Source organism: Faecalicatena contorta, assembly GCF_001404335.1.
Lineage (GTDB): Bacteria > Bacillota > Clostridia > Lachnospirales > Lachnospiraceae > Faecalicatena > Faecalicatena contortus_B.
This window is the reverse complement of record NZ_CYZU01000018.1, coordinates 73,792-94,915: the sequence shown is the minus strand read 5'-3', so window position 1 is coordinate 94,915 and position 21,124 is coordinate 73,792. Positions and strand designations below refer to the sequence as shown.

Below are 21,124 nucleotides of genomic sequence, written 5' to 3'. Positions count from 1 at the left end.
CAAATTTACCAAATGTTGTCACTTGCATATTGACGTAAGCCCCTTCGATTGTTCGGGTTTTTGGTTCGTTCAAATTGCTATTTAGTTGAGTTAATATCCATGTTTTCTGGATAATAGGCAAAGACCGCGCATGGATACTGATCGTTTACCATTTCTGTTCCTATTTCAAGTATGAGTTTACCATCTAAAGAGAACATAAATAAGATATCGGATTCCCAGTTATCGATTTCGGCTTCATATACACACTCAACAACTTGTGCAGGGAAAACATGCGATATTTTTTTATCCGTAATATCTAGTCCATCCATATAGCTACGGTATCCATCATATTCGTTTTCTACTAAGATATATTTTATTCCGTCTAAACAAAATAGTATATTATTACCTTCGGGTGAAGGAACGTAGTCCACGCCTGATAGCTTATGTTTACCTATAAAATCTTTAAGTTTAATTTCCATATCGTTTCCTCTCCTTTAAAATTAATATATTTATTATAACATTACATATTGTAAATATCTACAATTCCACATTATGCGTAAATGGTGGCAACCACACACAATATTTCTTCCATATTATATTCTTCTTGGTACACCCGTGATTGCCGTGGAGTCGGGATATATTACCGTCATGGGCTGGAACCAGTATGGCGGATGGCGGATCGGTATCAACAGCTTTGACGGCAAGAGGTACTATTATTACGCACACCTCCGTCAGAATATCCCGTTTGCGGAAAATCTGAAGGAGGGGGATATTGTCCAGGCAGGTGATGTGATCGGCTACATGGGAAGAACCGGGTACAGCACGACGGAGAATGTAAATAATATTGACACGTATCATCTGCACTTTGGCCTTCAACTGATCTTTGATGAATCTCAGCGGGAGGGGAACAACGAGATATGGGTCGATGTCTATCCCCTGGTCAGATTTCTTTCCCAGAACCGTTCAGATGTACTGAGAAATGATGCCAATAAAGAGTGGTACCGGCAATATGAGATGAAGGATCCGGCAGCAGAGGCTTATATAAAGAGCAAAGAAGAATAGCGGCTAAATCGCAGTACAACATAGTTTGGCTGTTAAAAAATGAGACGGTAGACGGATAAATTGAATGAGAAAACATTAAAAGACAGAAAAAATAATAAATAAATACAAATATATTGACTAATTAAAAAATAAGGGATAATATAAAGATAACAGAAAAGGCAGAAGTGAGTGGAAGCTATGTTAGAAAAATTTATGATCTTATTCATCTCCGCAGCAGCGTTGGTGATCGTCTGCTGGATACTTGCAGAATACTGGCTCCGCTCTGTCAGGAAGCTTTCCGTAGAGAAAATTTCCAATCTGAGCATCTGGAACAGAATGGTATACGCTTTCGAAGATTTCTGCGGAGGAGTAAACCATAAAAAAGACTTCCGCAGGATGCGGATCGGAGAAGAACTGGGGAGCGTACACAGAGACGAAGAAATCATTCATTACAGGCAGGCGGAGACACGCAGGAAAGAAGATTGCAGAGACAAAGACATCTTCAAAAAAGAAAGAAAATACAAAATGAAGGCAAATATGTAGTGCGACTAAAATCGACCCCCTCATAAAGAGGAGGCTGTTACCGAAACCTGTTTTCCGTAACAGCCTCCTCTTATTAGTTCATGGCAATAATTTTCATAAAAATATTGACAAATAGAGTACGACCGCATATTATAAATAGAAACTCTTTGCACTGCATATTATAACTACAGTACAAACTGAGCAGGTTATGTATCACATGACCGGGCCGCCGGATGGCGGCAGCAGATAATAGACATCTGCGGGACAGTTTTAGTTTTCTTGTTCCGCAGGTGTCTTTTTTGTGAATATTCTGAAAATGGAACGCAAAGGGGTCAGACCCCTTGGGAGGCTAAGTATGAATGAACCAAATAAGATCGCTATGCGCGTCTCAATTGTAAGCATTGTGGTAAATGTCATTTTATCTGTTTTTAAGCTGCTGGCTGGCCTGCTGGCTGGTTCGGGGGCAATGGTGTCCGATGCGATTCATTCGGCATCGGATGTCTTCAGCACGGTGATTGTTATGATTGGGGTGACTATATCCGGCAAAAAGTCCGACAAGGAGCATCCCTACGGGCATGACAGGATGGAATGCGTGGCTTCGATTCTCCTGGCTGTGGTTCTGTTTGCGACGGGGCTTGGAATCGGAGTAAGCGGGATAGAAAAGATTGCGGGGGGCGGGATGGAATCGGCAGCAGCCCCTGGAAGACTGGCGCTTGCAGCGGCTGTCATATCAATTGTTGTGAAGGAATGGATGTACTGGTATACAAGGGCTGCAGCAAAGAAAATTAATTCCGGTGCGCTGATGGCGGATGCATGGCACCATCGTTCGGATTCTCTCTCCTCGATCGGAGCCTTTGCGGGGATACTGGGTGCGCGCCTGGGCTTTCCGGTTCTGGATCCGCTGGCAAGTGTTATTATCTGTATATTTATTGGGAAGGCCTCCTGGGATATCTTCCATGATGCTATGAACAAGATGGTGGATAAATCCTGTGATGACAGGACAATCCAGGATATGAGACAGTCGGTCCTGGAAAATCCGGGAGTAGCAAAGATCGATGAAATGAGAACCAGAATGTTTGGAGCGAAGGCCTATGTGGATATAGAAATTGCTGCGGATGGGAATCTGACATTAAATGAAGCGCATAAAATAGCCGAAAGCGTCCATTCAAGGATTGAAATGGAGTTCCCGGAAGTCAAGCACTGTATGGTCCATGTCAATCCTCTGAACGATAGGGAGATGAAAGAACTGCCATAGACAGCCCTTCCTGCGTATGATATACTTTTAAATTATTATGATACATAAAATCAACTCGAAGGGAGCATTTATGGATTTTCTTTTACAGCTAGACGGAAATATCTTACTCGCGATACAGGAATATATCCGGCATGACTGGATGGATTCCTTCTGGAAGTTTATCACGTCACTCGGAGACTCCGGCTGGTTCTGGCTTGCAGTCTCCCTCCTGCTGCTGATCCCTCAAAAGACGAGAAAAGCAGGGATTACCGCTATAGCAGCCATAGCCATCGGAGCGCTGATCACAAACGTAACACTGAAAAACCTGGTAGCCAGAATCCGCCCATACGAAGTCGTGGAGGGACTGACACTCTTAATAGGAAAGCAGCATGATTATTCATTCCCATCCGGCCACACATGTGCATCCTTCGCCGCGGCGCTTGTCTATTACCGTATGCTGCCCAGATTCTGGGGAACAGCCTCCGTAATACTGGCGGCCCTGATCGCCTTTTCACGTCTCTACGTAGGAGTCCATTACCCCAGCGACGTAATAGCCGGGCTGCTCATAGGAGCATTCGCGGCATGGGCAGCCGCCAGGATAATTGCGTATATCGAGAAGAAAAGAGCTGAGCGCCGTAAAAAAGGTGAGCCCGGCTCCCGCTGAAAGGTACAGCGTATTAAAAACCCCGTACCGTGCAGGCGTACGCTTTACTCCCCCTGCACCCCACTCCTCAAATGAGCCGCCTCCACAAACCCCTTGAAGAGCGGATGCGGCCTATTCGGCCTTGATTTTAGTTCCGGATGCGCCTGTGTTGCAATGAACCAGGGATGATCCGGAATTTCGAGCATTTCTACAATCCTGCCGTCCGGTGAAAGTCCGGAGAGTATCATGCCGTGTTCTTCCAGCGCCTCACGGTAGTCGTTGTTTACCTCATAGCGGTGGCGGTGGCGCTCCTGGATTTCTTCTTTTCCATATAAACGGTATGCAAGGGAATCCTTTTTGAGAACGCAGGGGTATGAGCCAAGGCGCAGAGTCCCGCCTATATCTTCGATGCCGATCTGATCCGGCATGATATGGATGACGGGGTGGGTAGTGTCAGGCTGCAGTTCCATGCTGTGTGCATCGTTGTATCCGAGAACATCTCTTGCAAATTCCACGATGGAAAGCTGCATCCCCAGGCAGAGGCCCAGGAAGGGGATGCGGTTGGTACGGGCATACCGGATTGCCTCAATCATTCCTTCTATGCCTCTGTCGCCAAAACCGCCGGGGACAATGATACCGCTGACATCGCCGAACACCTCTGCGGCATTGTCCGCAGTGACTGTCTCGGAGTCCACCCATTTGATGTTAACCGTCGTATGGCTGTAGATTCCGCCGTGCTTCAGCGCCTCGACAACGCTGATGTAGGCGTCATGGAGCTGGATATATTTTCCCACAAGGGCAATGTGAACCTCCTGGGTCGGATTGCGGAGGTTATCCACCATCTCGGTCCAATCTTTCAGATCTGGTTCCGGACAGTCGAGATGCAGGCATTCACATGCAACCTGGGCCAGATTTTCCCGTTCCATGGCGAGGGGGGCTTCGTATAAATATTCAACATCAAGGTTCTGGAGTACATGATTTGCAGGAATATTGCAGAATAAAGAGATCTTGTCCTTCATGCCGGCGTCCAGAGGATACTCGGAGCGGCAGACAATGATATCCGGCTGTATGCCCATTCCCTGGAGCTCTTTCACACTTGCCTGGGTCGGCTTTGTTTTCATCTCCTGTGAGGCTTTTAGGTAGGGAATCAGGGTTACATGGATCAGAATTACGTTATCACGGCCTTTTTCGTGCTGGAACTGCCGAATGGATTCCAGAAAGGGCTGACTTTCGATATCGCCGACGGTTCCGCCGACTTCTATAATGGCGATCTCAGTGCTTTTGGCAGCAGGATTGCGGTAAAATCTGCTTTTGATCTCGTTGGTGATGTGAGGAATAACCTGTACCGTTCCACCGCCAAAATCACCACGGCGTTCTTTCTGTAAGACAGACCAGTAAATCTTTCCTGTTGTTACATTGGAATTTTTCGTCAGGCTTTCGTCAATAAAGCGTTCATAATGTCCCAAATCCAGGTCTGTCTCAGCGCCGTCATCCGTTACGAATACTTCACCGTGCTGTACCGGGTTCATTGTTCCGGGGTCAATATTGATATAAGGGTCAAACTTCTGCATCGTAACAGTATATCCGCGGGCCTTCAGCAGGCGGCCAAGTGACGCAGCAGTAATTCCTTTTCCAAGTCCAGAAACAACTCCACCTGTAACAAATACATATTTTACTGCCATATAATCCTCCTTGTATGAAATCTGTGCCTAAAAAATACTTAAAGAGTATACACCAATTTCTACAAAAAATACAGTTTTTTTTCAAGTACATAAAAACTCTGGAAGAATTGAATCCGCCGTTCAGATTTGCCTGAACGGCGGATTCATTAATGGTAAATATGATCTGTCTCGTAAACAGCCTGGCAGGTGAGCTGTACGCCCAGCTTTTTGAAGGTTTTGATATCCACATCGGACAGCATGACCGAGGTGTGTGCCTGACAGCCTTCCAGTTTCGGCAGCTGTTCCAGCGCTCTTCGGGCCATATTACTGTTGGCGGCACTGGCGGAAAGGGCGATCAGAACCTCATCCGTATGCAGACGCGGATTCTTGCTTTTCAAATAATCCACCTTGAGCTTCTGGATCGGCTCGATGGATTCGGGAGAAATAACATGCAGTTCGTGGTCAATTCCCGCGAGTTCCTTTAAGACATTTAACAGGAGCGCCGCAGAGGCGCCCAGCAGATTAGTGGTCTTGCCGGTGATCATGCGCCCGTCATCCAGCTCCATAGCCGCCGCAGGCCCGTTCGTCTCCCTGGAGCGTTCCAGAGCCTTTGCAACCACTTTGCGGTCCTGGACGGAGACATTCGCCTGGTTCATGAGGAGTTCGATTTTCTGAGCCTCCTCCTCTGAAGTTGTCCCCATCAATAAAGAATTCAGTGATGCAAAATATCTCCGGACAATCTCCTGCCGGGATGCCTCACGGCAGACTTCATCGTCGCAGATACATTTGCCGGCCATGTTTACACCCATGTCGGTTGGAGACTTATAAGGACTTTTTCCGTAAATTTTTTCAAAAATTGTGTTTAAAACAGGGTAAATTTCAACATCCCGGTTATAATTCACGGTAGTTACTCCATAAGCTTCCAAATGGAAGGGATCAATCATATTGATATCGTTCAGATCTGCGGTAGCGGCCTCATATGCAAGATTAACCGGATGTTTCAGAGGAAGATTCCAAATGGGAAATGTTTCAAATTTGGCGTAGCCTGCATGAATTCCACGTTTATGCTCATGATATAATTGTGACAGGCAGGTCGCCATTTTCCCGCTTCCTGGGCCCGGAGCGGTGACAATCACGAGGGGACGGGACGTTACAATATAATCGTTTTTGCCGTATCCGTCATCGCTGATAATCAGAGGGATATTAGAAGGATAACCGTTGATGCAGTAATGCATGTATACAGGGATATCCAAATTTTCGAGGCGGTTTTTGAAGAGGACGGCGCTTTCCTGTCCGGAATATTGTGTGATGACAACGCTTCCTACATACAGGCCGTTTTCCCGGAAAGAATCCATCAGCCGGAGAACGTCGGAATCGTAGGTAATGCCCAGATCTCCGCGGACCTTATTTTTCTCAATATCGCGTGCGCTGATCACGATGACGATCTCAGCCTGGTCGCTGAGCTGCTTCAGAAGGCGCAGTTTACTGTCAGGAGCAAAGCCCGGCAGCACTCTGGCAGCATGGTAATCATCAAATAATTTCCCCCCAAATTCAAGGTAGAGCTTGTTGTCGAACTGGTTAATCCTCTCACGGATATGTTCTGACTGCATAGATAAGTACTTTTCATTATCGAATCCTATTTTCATTTTCACATTCCTTTTCATGACATATTTCGTTCTCAGTATACTATAAAATGCCCTGTGTTTACAATATTTTCATAATCTTTTTATTGATTTATATGGAACCTGTACTTATAATGGGGATAGTGGATTTTAGGAGGCATAGAATGGACAATCAGAATAACAAGAATAATAATAATCCTAAGAACAACAAGCAGGGGTGGGGAGTGATCCTCGTAACCACACTGCTGACTGTTTTTATTGTGATGGGATTGTATTCAATGATGCAGGACAAGAATCCTGCGGAGCTGAGTTACGATGAATTCCTTACAAAGGTAGATGACGGAGAAATTGAGAAAGTAACGATTGATTCATCGAAGTTATACGTTACTTTAACAGATGAGGCAAGAAAAGAGGAGAAATCGGATAAAAAGGCTGCGGACGGTGACACACCGAAGGACGCGTCGGATCTGATTAATCAGCTTGAGCAAAAAAGCGGAGAAGAGGAGCGGGCTCCGGACTATTATGTTGTCCGGACAGCGGATGAAAAGCTGGTGGACCGGCTTCATAAAGCGGGGGTTCATTTTGAGCAGCAGATGCCCGACACAGCCTCTTCTATGATATTTGAGATATTTATCACCGTTGTGCTCCCGATCATCATGATCGTGATCCTGTTTAATTTCCTGATGAAACGCATGTCAAAGGGCGGCGGAATGATGGGAATCGGCAAGAGCAACGCCAAAGTATACGTGGAAAAGGAGACCGGAGTCACTTTTCAGGATGTTGCGGGCCAGGATGAAGCGAAGGAATCTCTGCAGGAGGTGGTAGACTTTCTGCATAATCCGGGCAAATATACGGGTATCGGTGCGAAACTGCCGAAGGGCGCTTTGCTAGTTGGCCCTCCCGGTACTGGAAAAACACTGCTTGCGAAGGCTGTGGCAGGCGAGGCAAAGGTACCGTTTTTCTCACTGTCAGGTTCTGCATTCGTGGAGATGTACGTCGGTGTCGGCGCATCCAGAGTGAGGGATTTGTTCAAGCAGGCACAGCAGATGGCGCCGTGTATCGTATTTATCGATGAGATTGATGCAATTGGCAAGACACGTGATACGGCCATGGGCGGCAACGATGAGCGTGAGCAGACACTGAACCAGCTTTTGGCGGAGATGGATGGTTTTGATACCAACAAGGGCCTTCTGCTTCTGGCGGCAACGAACCGTCCGGAGGTACTGGATCCGGCGCTGCTGCGTCCGGGCCGTTTTGACCGCCGTATCATTGTCGATAAGCCTGACCTGAAGGGGCGTGTGGATGTCCTGAAGGTACATTCCAAGGATGTTAAGATGGATGAGACTGTAGATCTGGAGGCCATTGCGCTGGCAACCTCAGGCGCGGTCGGTTCCGATCTGGCCAATATGATTAATGAAGCTGCAATTAATGCCGTTAAGAATGGTCGGCATGTGGTCAGCCAGAAGGATTTGTTCGAGGCTGTAGAAGTGGTGCTGGTTGGTAAAGAGAAAAAAGACCGCATTATGAGTGAAGAGGAGAGAAAGATCGTATCCTACCACGAAGTAGGCCACGCGCTGGTGAGCGCCCTGCAGAAAGATGCGGAGCCGGTGCAGAAGATTACGATCGTGCCCAGAACGATGGGCGCTCTGGGATATGTAATGCAGACACCGGAGGAGGAAAAGTTCCTCAATACCAAAAAAGAACTGGAGGCCATGCTGGTTGGTGCGCTGGCAGGACGTGCGGCAGAAGAGCTTGTGTTTGACACGGTAACAACAGGGGCTTCCAACGATATTGAACAGGCGACAAAGATCGCCAGGGCGATGATCACACAGTACGGTATGTCCGACAAGTTCGGGCTGATCGGACTGGAATCAATCCAGAACCGCTATCTGGACGGACGTCCGGTTATGAACTGCGGGGAAGCTACGGCTGCTGAGATAGACGGCGAAGTAATGAGCATGCTAAAGTATGCTTACGATGAAGCAAAACGTCTGCTGGGCGAGAACAGAGAAGCACTGGACCGCATCTCCGCATTCCTGATCGAAAAAGAAACAATTACGGGAAAAGAGTTCATGAGGATATTCCGTGAAGTTAAGGGAATTGAGGAGCCGGAACAGGGTGAGGAAATAAAAAAAGAAGTGCGTATCGCTATGAAACCAGTTGAGGGAGAGGCGGACGCGCAGTAACCGTTTAGGACGGCCTGAACCGTTACTATAAGGAATCCGGCGGATAAGGAAAGTTAGAATGGATACTTGAAAAAAGTTTTGCCGGCATGTATAATTTATCTAGGCTTAATCAGTGGATTGCCGTTCAGTGATTGCCGATAACTGTTCTTTGCAGTTATATAAGCTATCCTCTCTGCCAAGAGGGTAGCTTTTTCTATAATAGAAAAGTGCTCAGTACTTTCCTATTACTGAAAGCCCTCCGGGGGGATGCACACGCAGCGTTAAGGCAGATAGCCTCGAAGCGGTATCGCGGTAGCATCTAAGTGGGCTTGCCTACTCTTATTTTGATTCTGAAAATCTATTTCTCTTCCTATATTTTCCCTTCACAAATCCCTCATTAGGCCTTATAATAAATGGCATGGATAATTATAATTTTGACATACAGGAAGAACTGAAAAAGCTCCCGGCGAGCCCGGGAGTTTATATTATGCATGATGAAAAAGACAATATCATATATGTGGGAAAGGCGATCAGCCTGAAGAACAGGGTGCGCCAGTATTTTCAGAGCAGCAGGAATAAGGGGGTTAAGATTGAGCAGATGGTCACTCATATCCGGCGGTTTGAGTATATCGTGACGGATTCTGAGTTAGAAGCGCTTGTTCTGGAATGCAACCTGATCAAAGAGCACCGGCCCAAGTATAATACGATGCTGATGGATGACAAGACCTATCCTTTTATCAAGGTGACGACCAACGAGCCGTTTCCCAGGGTGATGCTGGCGAGAAAGATGCTGAAGGATAAGGCAAAGTATTTTGGGCCTTATACCAGCGGTCTGGCGGTCCGGGACACCATAGACCTGATTCATAAGCTTTATCATGTGAGGAGCTGCAACAGAAATCTGCCCAAGGATATTGGAAAAGAGCGGCCCTGCCTGAACTATCATATCAAGCAGTGCGATGCGCCTTGCCAGGGATATATTTCCCGGGAGGAATATGGGAAATCCATCCAGGAGATCATACGGTTTTTGAACGGGAATTTCGACAGTATACTGAACGACCTGGAAGAGAAGATGAAGGCGGCCTCGGAGGCTCTGGAATTCGAGAAGGCGATTGAGTACAGGGAGCTGCTGAACAGTGTGAAAAAGGTATCTCAGAAACAGAAAATCACGGATAGCAGCGGAGAAGACCGTGATATTCTTGCGGTGGCATCCGAGGAGGAAGACGCTGTTGTACAGGTGTTTTTTATCCGGGGAGGAAGGCTGATCGGGCGGGATCATTTCTATCTCCGTATTGCAAAAGACGAACAGGACAGTGAGATTCTGGACAGTTTTATCAAGCTGTATTATGCAGGCACTCCGTTTATTCCGGGAGAACTGATGCTTCCTGCCGAGCTGGAGGATATGCACCTGCTGGAGGAATGGCTGAGTGCGAAGCGCGGAGGAAAAGTAACGATCCGGGTGCCCAAAAAGGGGACGAAGGAAAAACTGGTCGAACTGGCGGCAAACAATGCCAGTCTGGTTCTGAGTAAAGACAAAGAGCGGCTGAAGCGGGAGGAGGGCAGGACAATCGGTGCGGTCAAGGAGATTGCCCGTCTTCTGGAGCTTGAAGACATCAGCCGTATGGAGGCCTTTGACATCTCTAACACAAATGGATTTGAGTCAGTCGGCTCCATGGTGGTATATGAGCGCGGAAAACCCAAACGAAATGATTACCGGAAGTTTAAGATAAAGGGGATCCAGGGCGCCGATGACTATGGCAGTATGAGAGAGGTACTGACCAGAAGATTTACGCATGGACTAAAGGAGCGGGAGGAGAGCCGGGAATTGGGCGGCTTTACTGCATTTCCGGACCTGATCCTTATGGACGGAGGTAAGGGACAGGTAAATGTAGCCCTGCAGGTACTCGAAGATCTCCGCCTGAATATTCCGGTATGCGGGATGGTGAAGGATGATTACCACAGAACAAGGGGATTATATTATCATAACGAGGAGATTCCGATTGATAAGTCCTCTGAGGCGTTCCGGCTGGTTACCCGGATCCAGGATGAGGCCCACCGTTTTGCGATTGAATATCACAGGCAGCTCCGCGGCAAGGGCCAGGTACATTCGATACTGGATGATATTGACGGCATCGGGCCGGCCAGAAGAAAGGCCCTCATGCGTCATTATATGAGTCTGGATGCGATCAGGGCCGCATCAGTGGAGGAGCTTGCCAAAGTCCCCTCCATGAACGAAAAATCGGCGCAGGCGGTATATACTTTTTTTCATCACACAAAAGAGCAGGAAGAGGAATTCAAGTAACTATTCACGGGGCCGTGCATAGTAACGAATCGTAACAGTTCAGGCTTGTCAGAACAGTAACGAATCAGAACCGCGGAATTAAATGCATTTTGATAGAGCTTTTAGGAAACTATGGTTTATGGTATAATAACCGCATGAGGATCAATCTGCCGCCGGATGAAGCTTTTTATGCAGCCTTGCGATGTCTGGATGAGCAGTGAAAATAAGAGAAAAGGAGATAGCTATGGGACATGGTGTAAAGCTACAGGAAATTGTCGAGAAAATGAATTTAAAGAATCTGACCCCCGAGGTTGAGCTTTTAGGGCGGGAGGTGAATGTTCCGGATATCAACAGGCCGGCGCTGCAGCTTACCGGATTCTTTGATCATTTTGACTGTGACAGGGTACAGATGATCGGATACGTAGAGTACACATATCTGCAGACATTGGAGGAGGAGAGAAAGCTTCAGATATATGATGAATTCCTCAGCCATAAAGTGCCGTGTATTATTTTCAGCAGAGACATGGAACCAGAGGAGATACTGCTTAAAAAAGCAGTGGAGCATGATGTTCCTGTATTTGTAACTTCAAAATCTACGTCTTCATTTATGGGGGAAATTATCAGATGGATGAATGTAAAACTGGCGCCTTGCATATCGATTCATGGCGTGCTTGTTGATGTATATGGTGTGGGTGTTTTAATTATGGGGGAGAGCGGAATCGGCAAGAGTGAGGCTGCGCTCGAATTGATTAAGCGGGGCCACCGCCTGGTGACGGACGATGTAGTGGAGATCAGGAAAGTCAGCGACGATACGCTTGTCGGAGCTGCTCCCGATATTACAAGGCATTTTATAGAGCTTCGAGGCATTGGTATTGTGGATGTGAAGTCGATGTTCGGCGTACAGAGTGTCAGGGAAACCCAGAATATCGACCTGGTCATTACTCTGGAAGACTGGAACAGGGACAAGGAGTATGACAGACTTGGGCTGGAAGAGAACTATACGGAATTTCTTGGTAACCGTGTTGTTTGCCACAGCATTCCGATCCGTCCGGGACGTAATCTTGCAATCATCGTGGAATCCGCAGCGGTTAACCACAGACAGAAACAGATGGGATATAATGCGGCCCAGGAATTATACAAACGTGTCCAGGAAAACCTGACAAAAAACAGATAGTCAGCATAGGGAATATAAATCAGACAGGAGAGTTAACATGAAGTATTGTTTTGGCATAGATGTTGGGGGAACTACCGTTAAGATGGGATTATTCGAGGAGACGGGAAAGATCCTAGATAAATGGGAGATTGTGACGCGCACAGAAGAGGAAGGAAAAGCCATTCTTCCGGATATTTCCGCATCGATCCTGGAAAAGATTGAGGAAAAGGGACTGAAGAAGGATGATATCGTGGGAGTGGGAGTCGGCGTGCCGGCCCCTGTAACAGAAGAGGGAATTGTAGACGGTACCGCGAACCTGGGATGGAATTATAAAAATGTCAGGAAAGAGCTGGAAGAGCTCACGGGGCTGTACGCACAGATCGGGAATGATGCCAATGTAGCCGCCCTTGGAGAGATGTGGAAAGGCGGCGGAGCTGGCCAGAAGAATATGGTAATGGTTACGCTCGGGACAGGCGTCGGAGGCGGAGTAATCATTGGCGGACGAGTGCTGACCGGTGCTCATGGAGCGGGCGGTGAAATCGGCCATATCTGTGTGAATTATGAGGAGACAGATACTTGTGGCTGTGGAAACCACGGCTGCCTGGAGCAATATGCTTCGGCGACAGGAATCGTTAGGCTGGCGAAAAAGAAGCTGGCAGAAGAAACGAGAAATACAATGCTAAATCTGGAATGCGTCTCCGCAAAGGACGTATTTGATGCGGTTAAGGCTGAGGATGTTGTGGCGAAGGAAATTGCGGAGGAATTTGGCCGGTATCTTGGCCATGCCCTTGCAAATCTGGCAGCGGTGGCAGATCCAGCAGTCTTTGTAATCGGGGGCGGCGTGTCCAAGGCAGGAGATATGCTGATTCCTTACATTGAGAAGCCATACCTTGAACGGGCCTTTTTTGCAAATAAGGATGTAAAGTTTGTACTCGCCACTTTGGGGAATGACGCGGGGATCTGCGGAGCTGCTAAGCTGGTGCTGGGGGAGCTGGCTTAGTGGAATATGGCAGAGGGCCTGCGGTATGGAAACGCGGCAGGACGATTGAAATGTAGTATGGCGGTGCAACAGCCGGGAATAAAATGAAAGCCAACATGTTCAGCATGCTGGCTTTCATTTTATTCCCGGCTGTTACGCCGTAAAAGACGGATCTATCAGAGTTCTGCTGCGAAGGAATTATTCGGCAGGAGGTTCTTCTCCGCCTCCGGCATCCGGCGTTTCGGCTCCACCGCCTTCATTACCGCCGCCTTCATTGCCGCCGCCTTCATTTCCACCGCCTTCATTGCCGCCGCCTTCCGGCGGTGTGACACTTCCTCCGTTTTCATCCGGATTCTCGGGATTTTCCTCTTTTTTATCATTGTCTTTATCTTTATCCTTATCTTTCTCATCGTCTTCTTTTTCCTCTTTCGGTACATAGTGCCCGGAACAACTCTGTGACGGAGCGGTTCCCTTTGCAAAATATTCGGTCAGAGGAGGACAGGTTGCAGTAGCCAGTAACCCGGTCTGCGTACAGATTGTCTTCTGTTCAACGGTGGAAGGCATAGTGAAATCTTTATACTCCAGGCCTTCATGAACGCGTTCCATGATGTTCTTCCACATAACCTCATGCCATGCCTGATCCATATTGCTCATCGGCTTATTAGAGTCGTAGCCGCCCCAGACGGAACATGTGTAATATGGCGTATATGCGGAGAGCCAGAGGTCAGTACTGTTTTCAGTTGTACCTGTTTTGCCGGCTGCAGGCATGCTGTATAATCTTGCGGCAGTACCTGTACCACGGGTGATAACATCCTGCATTGCACTTGTAAGAAGCGCTGCAGTCGAGTCTTTAATGACCTGGTGAGTCGCAGGTTTGGTGTTGTCCAGCAGCACATTTCCGTCCTTGTCCAGAACCTTTGTGTAGAGGATCGGCTCTGTGTAGATACCGTTGTTTGCAATTGCTGCGTATGCCGCGGTCATTTCCAGGTTGTAGATACCGCGTGTGATTCCTCCGAGCGCCGTGGCCTGTGCCACATCGGTGAATCCTGGATAATTGTCATCGTCGTTATTCACCAGAGTGGTAAATCCAAAGTTCAGCAGATAGTCATAACCTGTCTGCGGGCCGATGGCTGTCAGTGTCTTGACCGCGCAGACGTTCATGGAATGCTCAATTGCATAACGCACACGCGTGCTGCCGATATAGTGGTGATCCCAGTTGTTCACAGGCTTACCACTCGCATAGCTGTAAGGCTCATCTACAATTGTAGTTGCAAGTGTATAACCGCCGGAGTCCATGGCAGGTGCATAGGTTGATAATATTTTGAAACAGGAACCTGGCTGCCTTGTCGAATCGGTTGCACGGTTAAGGGAAAGACTCGTTGTCTTTTCACCACGGCCGCCCACAATCGCCTTTACCTTACCTGTATATTGATCCATCAGGACTACGGAGGTCTGAGGCTGCGGGGTGATATCCTTATTTTCAATTATGGTATCTTCTTCTGTAATGCCAAGAGTGCCTTTATATTCCGCAATTGCCTGTTCAGCTTCATCAGGAGAGGAGAATACAAGCGGGAATTCTCTTCCCCATGCGCTGCGGATATACTCCCCAAGCATCTCCTTGCTGTAGTTATCTGAGTTCCCATCAGGATGTGTAACAGTCAGTGCATATTCAAGTCCATATTCAACGGTGTATGGATAATTGTTCGGATTGGCAACCTCTTCGTCACAGATATTCTGGATTGCAAGATCCTGGGTTGCTGTGATTGTCAGGCCGCCGCTGTAAAGCAAGTTATATGCCTGCGTTTCAGTATAGCCCTTGCGTTCCCTGAGATCGTGGATAATCTGCTGTGTAAGTTCATCAACAAAATAGGAATATGGGGTGTTATCGGTAGCATCCTGTGAAGTTGCTTTGATTCTGTCGTATACAGGATCAGCTTTGGCCTCGTCATATTCTTCCTTGCTGATATAGCCCTGATCCAGCATGTTTTTCAGTACTATGTCCCGTCTCTTGGCATTAGCCTCCGGAAAATTCACCGGATCATAATCCGTAGGATTCTGTGTAATACCTGCCAGGACGGCGCACTCAGAGAGGTTCAGTTCGGATACGTCCTTGTCAAAATAGCGTTTTGCCGCAGTCTGTACGCCGAGGCAGTTTTGCCCAAGATTGATAGTGTTCATGTAGGCTTCCGCTATCTCTTCTTTGCTCATCTGTTTTTCAATCTCAACAGCCAGATACTGCTCCTGGAGTTTCCTCTCCAGCCTGTCATAGAATGTCTTCTCTTCTGTAAAATTCGGGAATACGTTGTTTTTAATCAGCTGCTGGGTCAGCGTACTTGCACCCTCTGAAAAATTGCCCGAGGTCACACCGACTACAGCGGCCCTGAGGATCCCCTGCATATCAATCCCGTTGTGCTTGTAGAAACGCTCATCCTCAATCGCTACAAATGCATGCGTCAGATTGATCGGAATGTCATCGTATGTTTTATAGACACGATTGGATCCCTTCTGACGGAACTTATCCAAAAGTTGTCCGTCTTCCGTGTAAACAAAGGAAGTGGCTCCGGAGGGCTTGACCATGTTAGGAGTCACTTTGGGGGCATCATCTATAATTTTTTTGACAAACAGACCGACTCCTCCGGCCCCGATTACTGCAATGAGTAAGACGCAGATCACTAGAGCTTTGAAAAAACGGACGCCAACCCGCTTCTTTTTCATATTCTTTTTTGAAGAGATATTCTTCTTTCTCTTATCGAGATTTTCTTTTCCGTAATTCATGAATCATATCCTCCTTTAATCATTCCACTCATTATATCAAATTTACCTGCTTAAATAAAGAAAAAATAGGAAAACTTCATATTTCTAAAAAAATCTTAATAATTTCTTGTGGTTTTCTACAGTTCTGTTATATTCTATTAATGATTACTAAAGAAATTGAGGTAAAGCCGATGAATTATAAAACAGTATATCAGGGAGCCTCTGCGGAAATCGTCGAAAAAAAGTCACGTTTCATAGCCGATGTATTTCCTGTTTCCTCTACAGAAGAGGCAATGGAGTACCTGGAAAAAGTAAAAAGGCAGTACTGGGATGCCAGGCATCACTGCTGGGCTTATGTAACCGGTGTTGAAAATGTACAGGAGCGCTGCAGCGACGACGGAGAGCCGAGCGGAACCGCAGGCAAGCCCATTCTCGAGGTTATAAGGGGACAGGGCCTGCACAATGTGCTCATCGTCGTCACCAGATACTTTGGAGGCACGCTGCTTGGAACAGGAGGGCTGGTGAGGGCATACACAGCAGCATCGCGGGAAGGCCTGTCTCACAGTAAGATTATAACCAGGATTTACGGATTTAAACTGAAAATAAGCACGGATTATACCGGTCTGGGAAAAATACAATACCTGCTCGCACAAAAAAATATCCCGCTGCTTGACACCGCATATACCGACTCCGTAGAAATCACGGCCCTTGTATCCCAGGAGGAAGAAAAACATATCACCAAAGAAATCATAGAAGGAACAAACGGAAAAAGCCAGATCCAAAAAGAGGGGGAGTGCTGGTATGCGGTTGTGGACGGCGAGGTTGTTTTTGAATGAAGGGGGGCGCCGCGGATGGAGCATCCTGGGTGCGGCAGATTGGAAGGAGCCAGGGATGTCAGGGGTGGAAAGCGCACCGCATACCCAATTCAATCCGGCCCTACCGTCAGATTCCCCCAAAAAGCGGAGGTTCTGCAGCCGGATGAAGCCCAGCCTGAGCGGAATGTGGAGAGGGAGACGCCGGGACACAAGAGGATGGGGCATGGAAGTATAGAGCGCACGGTCTAGAAGTACTTACACAAAATAAGCTGCCCACGAGGGATGGAAAGTGATTTTCCAAAATCACTTTCCAGGACAATCTAAGACGAGAAAGCATCAGGCTTTCTCGTCGCATGTTGTCTGTGCCCTCGTGGGCAGCTTATTTTGTGTTAGTACTTCTCCGTAAGCGGGTTACTTCCATGCCCCATCCTCTTGTGTCCCGGTGTCTCCCTCTCCACATTCCGTTCAGGCGTCCCTCAGCCACAGCATCCCCCGCTTCCAAAATCTAATCGAATTCAGGTTCTATGAGTCCGAATGACCCGTCTTTTCGTTTATAAACTACGTTTACCTCATCTGTCTCAGCATTGCAGAAGACGAAGAAGGAATGCCCTACCAGATCCATCTGGATGCAGGCGTCTTCCGGATACATTGGCTTGATTCCGAAACGCTTTGTCCTTACGATGCGGATCTCGTCATCCTGCTGTTCGCTGTCTTCTGATTCAAAGAATTCTTTTTTGAAGTTGCTTCCGCCGGCAGAGGCTGTTGGGTGCCCCTGGCTCTTTGCAACCAGTTTGTTTTTATACTTGCGGAGCTGTCGCTCGATTACTTCCTCTACGAGGTCGATGGATACATACATATCATTGCTTGTCTGCTCGGAGCGGATAATATTTCCCTTAACCGGGATTGTTACCTCGATCTTTTGTCTTTCTTTCTCTACACTGAGCGTTACGATAATTTCTGTTTCAGGAGTAAAATACCTTTCGAGTTTTCCCAACTTGTGTTCAATAGTGTCTTTTAAGCCTGGTGTTACGTCGATGTTCTTTCCACTAATAATAAATTTCATGATGCTCAACTCCTTTTGTTCATATTATACAGACAGTCGTATGTTTACTGCTTGTATTATGTAAATATTATAGCATGTAAAAACTTTATTGTATAGAACGAATCACTTCAATTCTTCTAATTTTTCCCAACGTAAGCTTTGCCATGCGGAGCCCGAACTGTGGGGAAATGATGCACGCAATAAACGAATGCAGAACGAAGGGTGTTATAGCATTTATTGGATAATCCACTTAAAAAACAAAAAGCCCCCGGCGGGAGGCGCACTGTGGCGTAAGAGACAGATGCCGCAGTGCAGCCGCCACAGGCGCGAGTTTTATAAGCCTGCTTTTATTTTGCATTACTTCTTTTGCGCATTCTGGAATCCAGGATTTTCTTGCGGATACGCAGTGACTGCGGCGTAACTTCCAGCAGTTCGTCGGTATCAATGAAATCCAGCGCCTCTTCCAGGCTTAATATGCGCGGCGTGGTGAGCCTTAATGCTTCATCCGCGCTGGAAGAACGGGTGTTGGTCAGATGCTTGGTCTTGCAGACATTTAGTTCGATATCTTCAGCTTTCCCATTCTGGCCGATTACCATACCTGCATATACTTTTTCACCGGGGCCGATAAATAAGGTGCCTCGCTCCTGGGCGCTGAATAATCCGTAGGTTACGGACTCCCCATTCTCAAAGGCAATCAGGGAACCCTGCTTGCGGTACTGAATATCCCCCTTGTAGGGCGCATAGCCGTCAAAGCTGGTGTTGAGGATTCCGTTTCCTTTTGTATCGGTTAGAAATTCTCCTCTGTATCCGATCAGTCCTCTGGATGGGATGGAAAATTCCAGACGTGTATAGCCGCCGTTGGAGGCGCCCATGTTCTGCAGTTCCCCCTTGCGCTGGCTCAGCTTGTCGATGACGGTCCCTGTAAATTCGTCGGGGACGTCCACATAGGCAATTTCCATGGGCTCTAGCTTTTTGCCGTTTTCATCCGTTCTGTAGAGGACCTCTGCCTTGCTTACGGCAAATTCATAGCCTTCGCGTCTCATATTTTCGATCAGGACAGACAGGTGCAGTTCGCCGCGTCCGGATACCTTGAAGCTGTCTGCATTTTCCGTTTCCTCCACGCGGAGGCTGACGTCGGTGTTTAACTCTCGGAACAGACGGTCTCTGATGTGGCGGGAGGTGACATATTTTCCTTCTTTGCCCGCAAAAGGGCTGTCATTGACAATGAACTGCATGGATATCGTGGGCTCGGAGATCTTCTGGAAAGGAATCGCCTCCGGGCAGTCGGGAGAACACAGGGTGTCTCCGATGGAAATACCGGAGATACCGGAAATGGCAACGATGGAACCAATGCTTGCTTCTTTGACTTCCACCTTGCTGAGGCCGTCGAATTCGTACAGCTTGCTGATCTTTACCTTTTCCAGTTTATCCGGATCGTGATGGTTTACAAGTACCATATCCTGGTTGACGGAAATCGTTCCGTTGTCTACTTTTCCGACTCCGATCCGTCCCACGTATTCGTTGTAGTCAATGGTACTGATCAGCACCTGTGTCGGCGCTTCCGGGTCGCCTTCCGGCGCCGGGATATAGTCCAGGATTGTTTCAAATAAAGGCTGCATGTCCTTCTCATCGTCAGTCAGGTCCAGCACGGCAATTCCGGACTTGGCGGAAGCGTAGATGAAGGGGCAGTCCAGCTGCTCATCGGAGGCGTCCAGATCCATGAAAAGTTCCAGCACTTCGTCGATGACTTCATCGGGTCTTGCCTCTGGCCTGTCTATTTTATTGATGCAGACGATCACGGGCAGCTCCAGCTCCAGCGCCTTGCGCAGCACGAATTTGGTCTGCGGCATAGCACCTTCAAAAGCATCCACAACGAGGACAACGCCGTTGACCATTTTGAGGACGCGCTCTACCTCTCCGCCGAAATCAGCATGCCCGGGCGTATCGATGATATTGATTTTGGTTCCTTTATAGAAGACGGCAGTATTTTTGGAGAGAATTGTGATACCTCGTTCCCTCTCGATGTCATTGGAGTCCATGACACGCTCTGCGACTTCCTGGTTCTCGCGGAAAACACCGCTTTGTTTTAAAAGTTCGTCGACCAGGGTGGTCTTGCCGTGGTCAACGTGGGCGATAATCGCGATGTTTCTAATATCTTCACGTTTTGTTTTCATAATTTTCAACACTCTTTCCTACTTATGATATGTGGTTACAACTTTTTTATTCTATCACAAAAAATTACGGAAGGGAAGGCACATTTACAGAAGGCAGCGGAGACGGAATGCAATTTTACGATATTCTTCATGCTATTTGGACAATTTTCGCCCGGATCTCAAAACTTTGTCGAACGATTCAAACCTGCTTTTCGTTCTAAAGCATATGTCATGTTCATAGACTTAGTATTGACTCAAAAATACCACTCAGAGGAAGGGAGAACTACAAAATTATGTCAGATAAGATTATTGAAAACAATCAGGTAACAATCATGGGCGAGGTGGCTTCAAAATTCACATACAGCCACGAGGTATTCGGGGAAGGTTTTTATATGGTGGATGTGCTTGTGAAAAGGCTCAGCAATTCCGATGACCGGATTCCGCTTATGATTTCAGAGAGACTTATTGATGTGACCCAGGATTATACAGGGGAATTCATTATGGCCTCCGGGCAGTTCCGCTCTTACAACCGCCATGAAGAGCAGAAGAACAGGCTGGTGTTATCTGTATTTGTGCGGGAAGTTGAATTTATCGACGAGGAGCTGGACGGGGCAAAGACAAACCACATACTGCTGGAAGGATACATATGCAAAAAGCCCGTGTACCGGAAAACGCCGCTTGGACGTGAGATCGCAGACCTGCTGCTGGCAGTGAACAGGCCTTATGGTAAATCAGATTATATTCCATGCATCTGCTGGGGCAGAAATGCCAGATATGCATCCGGTTTTGAGGTGGGAGAGCATGTGCAGATTCTGGGCAGAATCCAGAGCCGGGAGTATGTAAAAAAATTATCTGAGACAGAAACGGAGACACGCATAGCGTATGAAGTATCTGTAAGTAAACTTGAATGTATGGAAGATTAAAGATAGAAGGACGAAGGAGTGTTACTGTGCACACCCTGCGGGCGTGCACAGTAACGGCATCTGTCCATTTAAAGTCGCCTATGGCGGGGGCAGATGCCCCGAGACCATCACATCATCGGCTCCGATGCCGTGCAGCGGGGTGCACGGCACGGTCTGAACA

16 protein-coding genes, 1 pseudogene and 1 riboswitch are annotated in these 21,124 nt (G+C 47.6%); of the genes and pseudogenes, 11 read left to right on the top strand and 6 right to left on the bottom strand.

What is annotated here, in order from left to right:
- Window positions 1-77: 77 nt before the first annotated feature.
- Window positions 78-458, bottom strand: a complete 381-nt coding sequence (locus tag ARB69_RS11020) for a hypothetical protein (protein WP_050640983.1) — start codon at window positions 456-458, stop codon at window positions 78-80.
- 124 nt (window positions 459-582) lie between these two features.
- Between ARB69_RS11020 and ARB69_RS11015 the strand changes: the two are divergent.
- From ARB69_RS11015 to ARB69_RS11000, 4 genes and pseudogenes are all read left to right on the top strand, one after another.
- Window positions 583-1,041, top strand: a pseudogene (locus tag ARB69_RS11015) (M23 family metallopeptidase); the annotation flags it as partial.
- 177 nt (window positions 1,042-1,218) lie between these two features.
- Window positions 1,219-1,563 carry a hypothetical protein gene (locus tag ARB69_RS11010; protein WP_050640982.1) on the top strand — a complete coding sequence of 115 codons (345 nt, stop codon included), beginning with the start codon at window positions 1,219-1,221 and terminating at the stop codon, window positions 1,561-1,563.
- 166 nt (window positions 1,564-1,729) lie between these two features.
- A riboswitch (NiCo riboswitch) is annotated at window positions 1,730-1,812 on the top strand.
- Window positions 1,813-1,897: 85 nt separating this feature from the next.
- Window positions 1,898-2,797, top strand: a complete 900-nt coding sequence (locus ARB69_RS11005) for a cation diffusion facilitator family transporter (RefSeq protein ID WP_050640981.1) — start codon at window positions 1,898-1,900, stop codon at window positions 2,795-2,797.
- Window positions 2,798-2,867: 70 nt separating this feature from the next.
- Window positions 2,868-3,440: a phosphatase PAP2 family protein gene (locus tag ARB69_RS11000; RefSeq protein WP_050640980.1), complete on the top strand. Its 573-nt coding sequence runs from the start codon at window positions 2,868-2,870 to the stop codon at window positions 3,438-3,440.
- A gap of 44 nt (window positions 3,441-3,484) precedes the next feature.
- Here the strand turns inward: ARB69_RS11000 and ARB69_RS10995 are convergent, their stop codons facing one another.
- The gene (locus tag ARB69_RS10995; RefSeq protein WP_050640979.1) at window positions 3,485-5,101 is read right to left on the bottom strand and encodes a CTP synthase; all 1,617 of its coding nucleotides are present in this window, start codon (window positions 5,099-5,101) and stop codon (window positions 3,485-3,487) included.
- Between the two features lie 146 nt (window positions 5,102-5,247).
- Complete coding sequence (locus ARB69_RS10990) at window positions 5,248-6,726, bottom strand: DUF1846 domain-containing protein (protein WP_050640978.1); 1,479 nt, start codon at window positions 6,724-6,726, stop codon at window positions 5,248-5,250.
- Window positions 6,727-6,866: 140 nt separating this feature from the next.
- Between ARB69_RS10990 and ftsH the strand changes: the two genes are divergently transcribed.
- The 4 genes from ftsH to ARB69_RS10970 all read left to right on the top strand — a co-directional run bounded on the left by ftsH (window position 6,867) and on the right by ARB69_RS10970 (window position 13,298).
- Window positions 6,867-8,888 carry an ATP-dependent zinc metalloprotease FtsH gene (gene ftsH / locus ARB69_RS10985; protein ID WP_082202985.1) on the top strand — a complete coding sequence of 674 codons (2,022 nt, stop codon included), beginning with the start codon at window positions 6,867-6,869 and terminating at the stop codon, window positions 8,886-8,888.
- A 397-nt stretch (window positions 8,889-9,285) separates the two neighbouring features.
- A complete protein-coding gene (gene uvrC, locus ARB69_RS10980) occupies window positions 9,286-11,166 on the top strand; it encodes an excinuclease ABC subunit UvrC (protein ID WP_055153099.1) in 1,881 nt (626 codons plus the stop codon).
- 223 nt (window positions 11,167-11,389) lie between these two features.
- A complete protein-coding gene (gene hprK / locus ARB69_RS10975; RefSeq protein ID WP_025655619.1) occupies window positions 11,390-12,319 on the top strand; it encodes an HPr(Ser) kinase/phosphatase in 930 nt (309 codons plus the stop codon).
- A gap of 37 nt (window positions 12,320-12,356) precedes the next feature.
- Window positions 12,357-13,298: an ROK family glucokinase gene (locus ARB69_RS10970; protein ID WP_050640975.1), complete on the top strand. Its 942-nt coding sequence runs from the start codon at window positions 12,357-12,359 to the stop codon at window positions 13,296-13,298.
- A gap of 177 nt (window positions 13,299-13,475) precedes the next feature.
- On the opposite strand, the gene ARB69_RS10965 is transcribed toward ARB69_RS10970, so the two are convergent.
- Entirely contained in the window at window positions 13,476-16,052 is a 2,577-nt protein-coding gene (locus tag ARB69_RS10965; protein ID WP_055153097.1) for a transglycosylase domain-containing protein, read from the bottom strand.
- 170 nt (window positions 16,053-16,222) lie between these two features.
- Between ARB69_RS10965 and ARB69_RS10960 the strand changes: the two genes are divergently transcribed.
- Window positions 16,223-16,867, top strand: coding sequence for a YigZ family protein (locus ARB69_RS10960; RefSeq protein ID WP_055153095.1), 645 nt, complete (start codon window positions 16,223-16,225; stop codon window positions 16,865-16,867).
- Between the two features lie 15 nt (window positions 16,868-16,882).
- Window positions 16,883-17,095, top strand: coding sequence for a hypothetical protein (locus ARB69_RS10955; protein WP_055153093.1), 213 nt, complete (start codon window positions 16,883-16,885; stop codon window positions 17,093-17,095).
- Window positions 17,096-17,351: 256 nt separating this feature from the next.
- On the opposite strand, the gene hpf is transcribed toward ARB69_RS10955, so the two are convergent.
- Window positions 17,352-17,909, bottom strand: coding sequence for a ribosome hibernation-promoting factor, HPF/YfiA family (hpf, locus tag ARB69_RS10950; RefSeq protein WP_025655623.1), 558 nt, complete (start codon window positions 17,907-17,909; stop codon window positions 17,352-17,354).
- Between the two features lie 326 nt (window positions 17,910-18,235).
- A complete protein-coding gene (gene typA, locus ARB69_RS10945; protein WP_050640971.1) occupies window positions 18,236-20,062 on the bottom strand; it encodes a translational GTPase TypA in 1,827 nt (608 codons plus the stop codon).
- 272 nt (window positions 20,063-20,334) lie between these two features.
- Here typA and ARB69_RS10940 point away from each other — a divergent pair, with 272 nt between their 5' ends.
- Window positions 20,335-20,964, top strand: coding sequence for a single-stranded DNA-binding protein (locus ARB69_RS10940; RefSeq protein ID WP_025655625.1), 630 nt, complete (start codon window positions 20,335-20,337; stop codon window positions 20,962-20,964).
- Window positions 20,965-21,124: the final 160 nt, after the last annotated feature.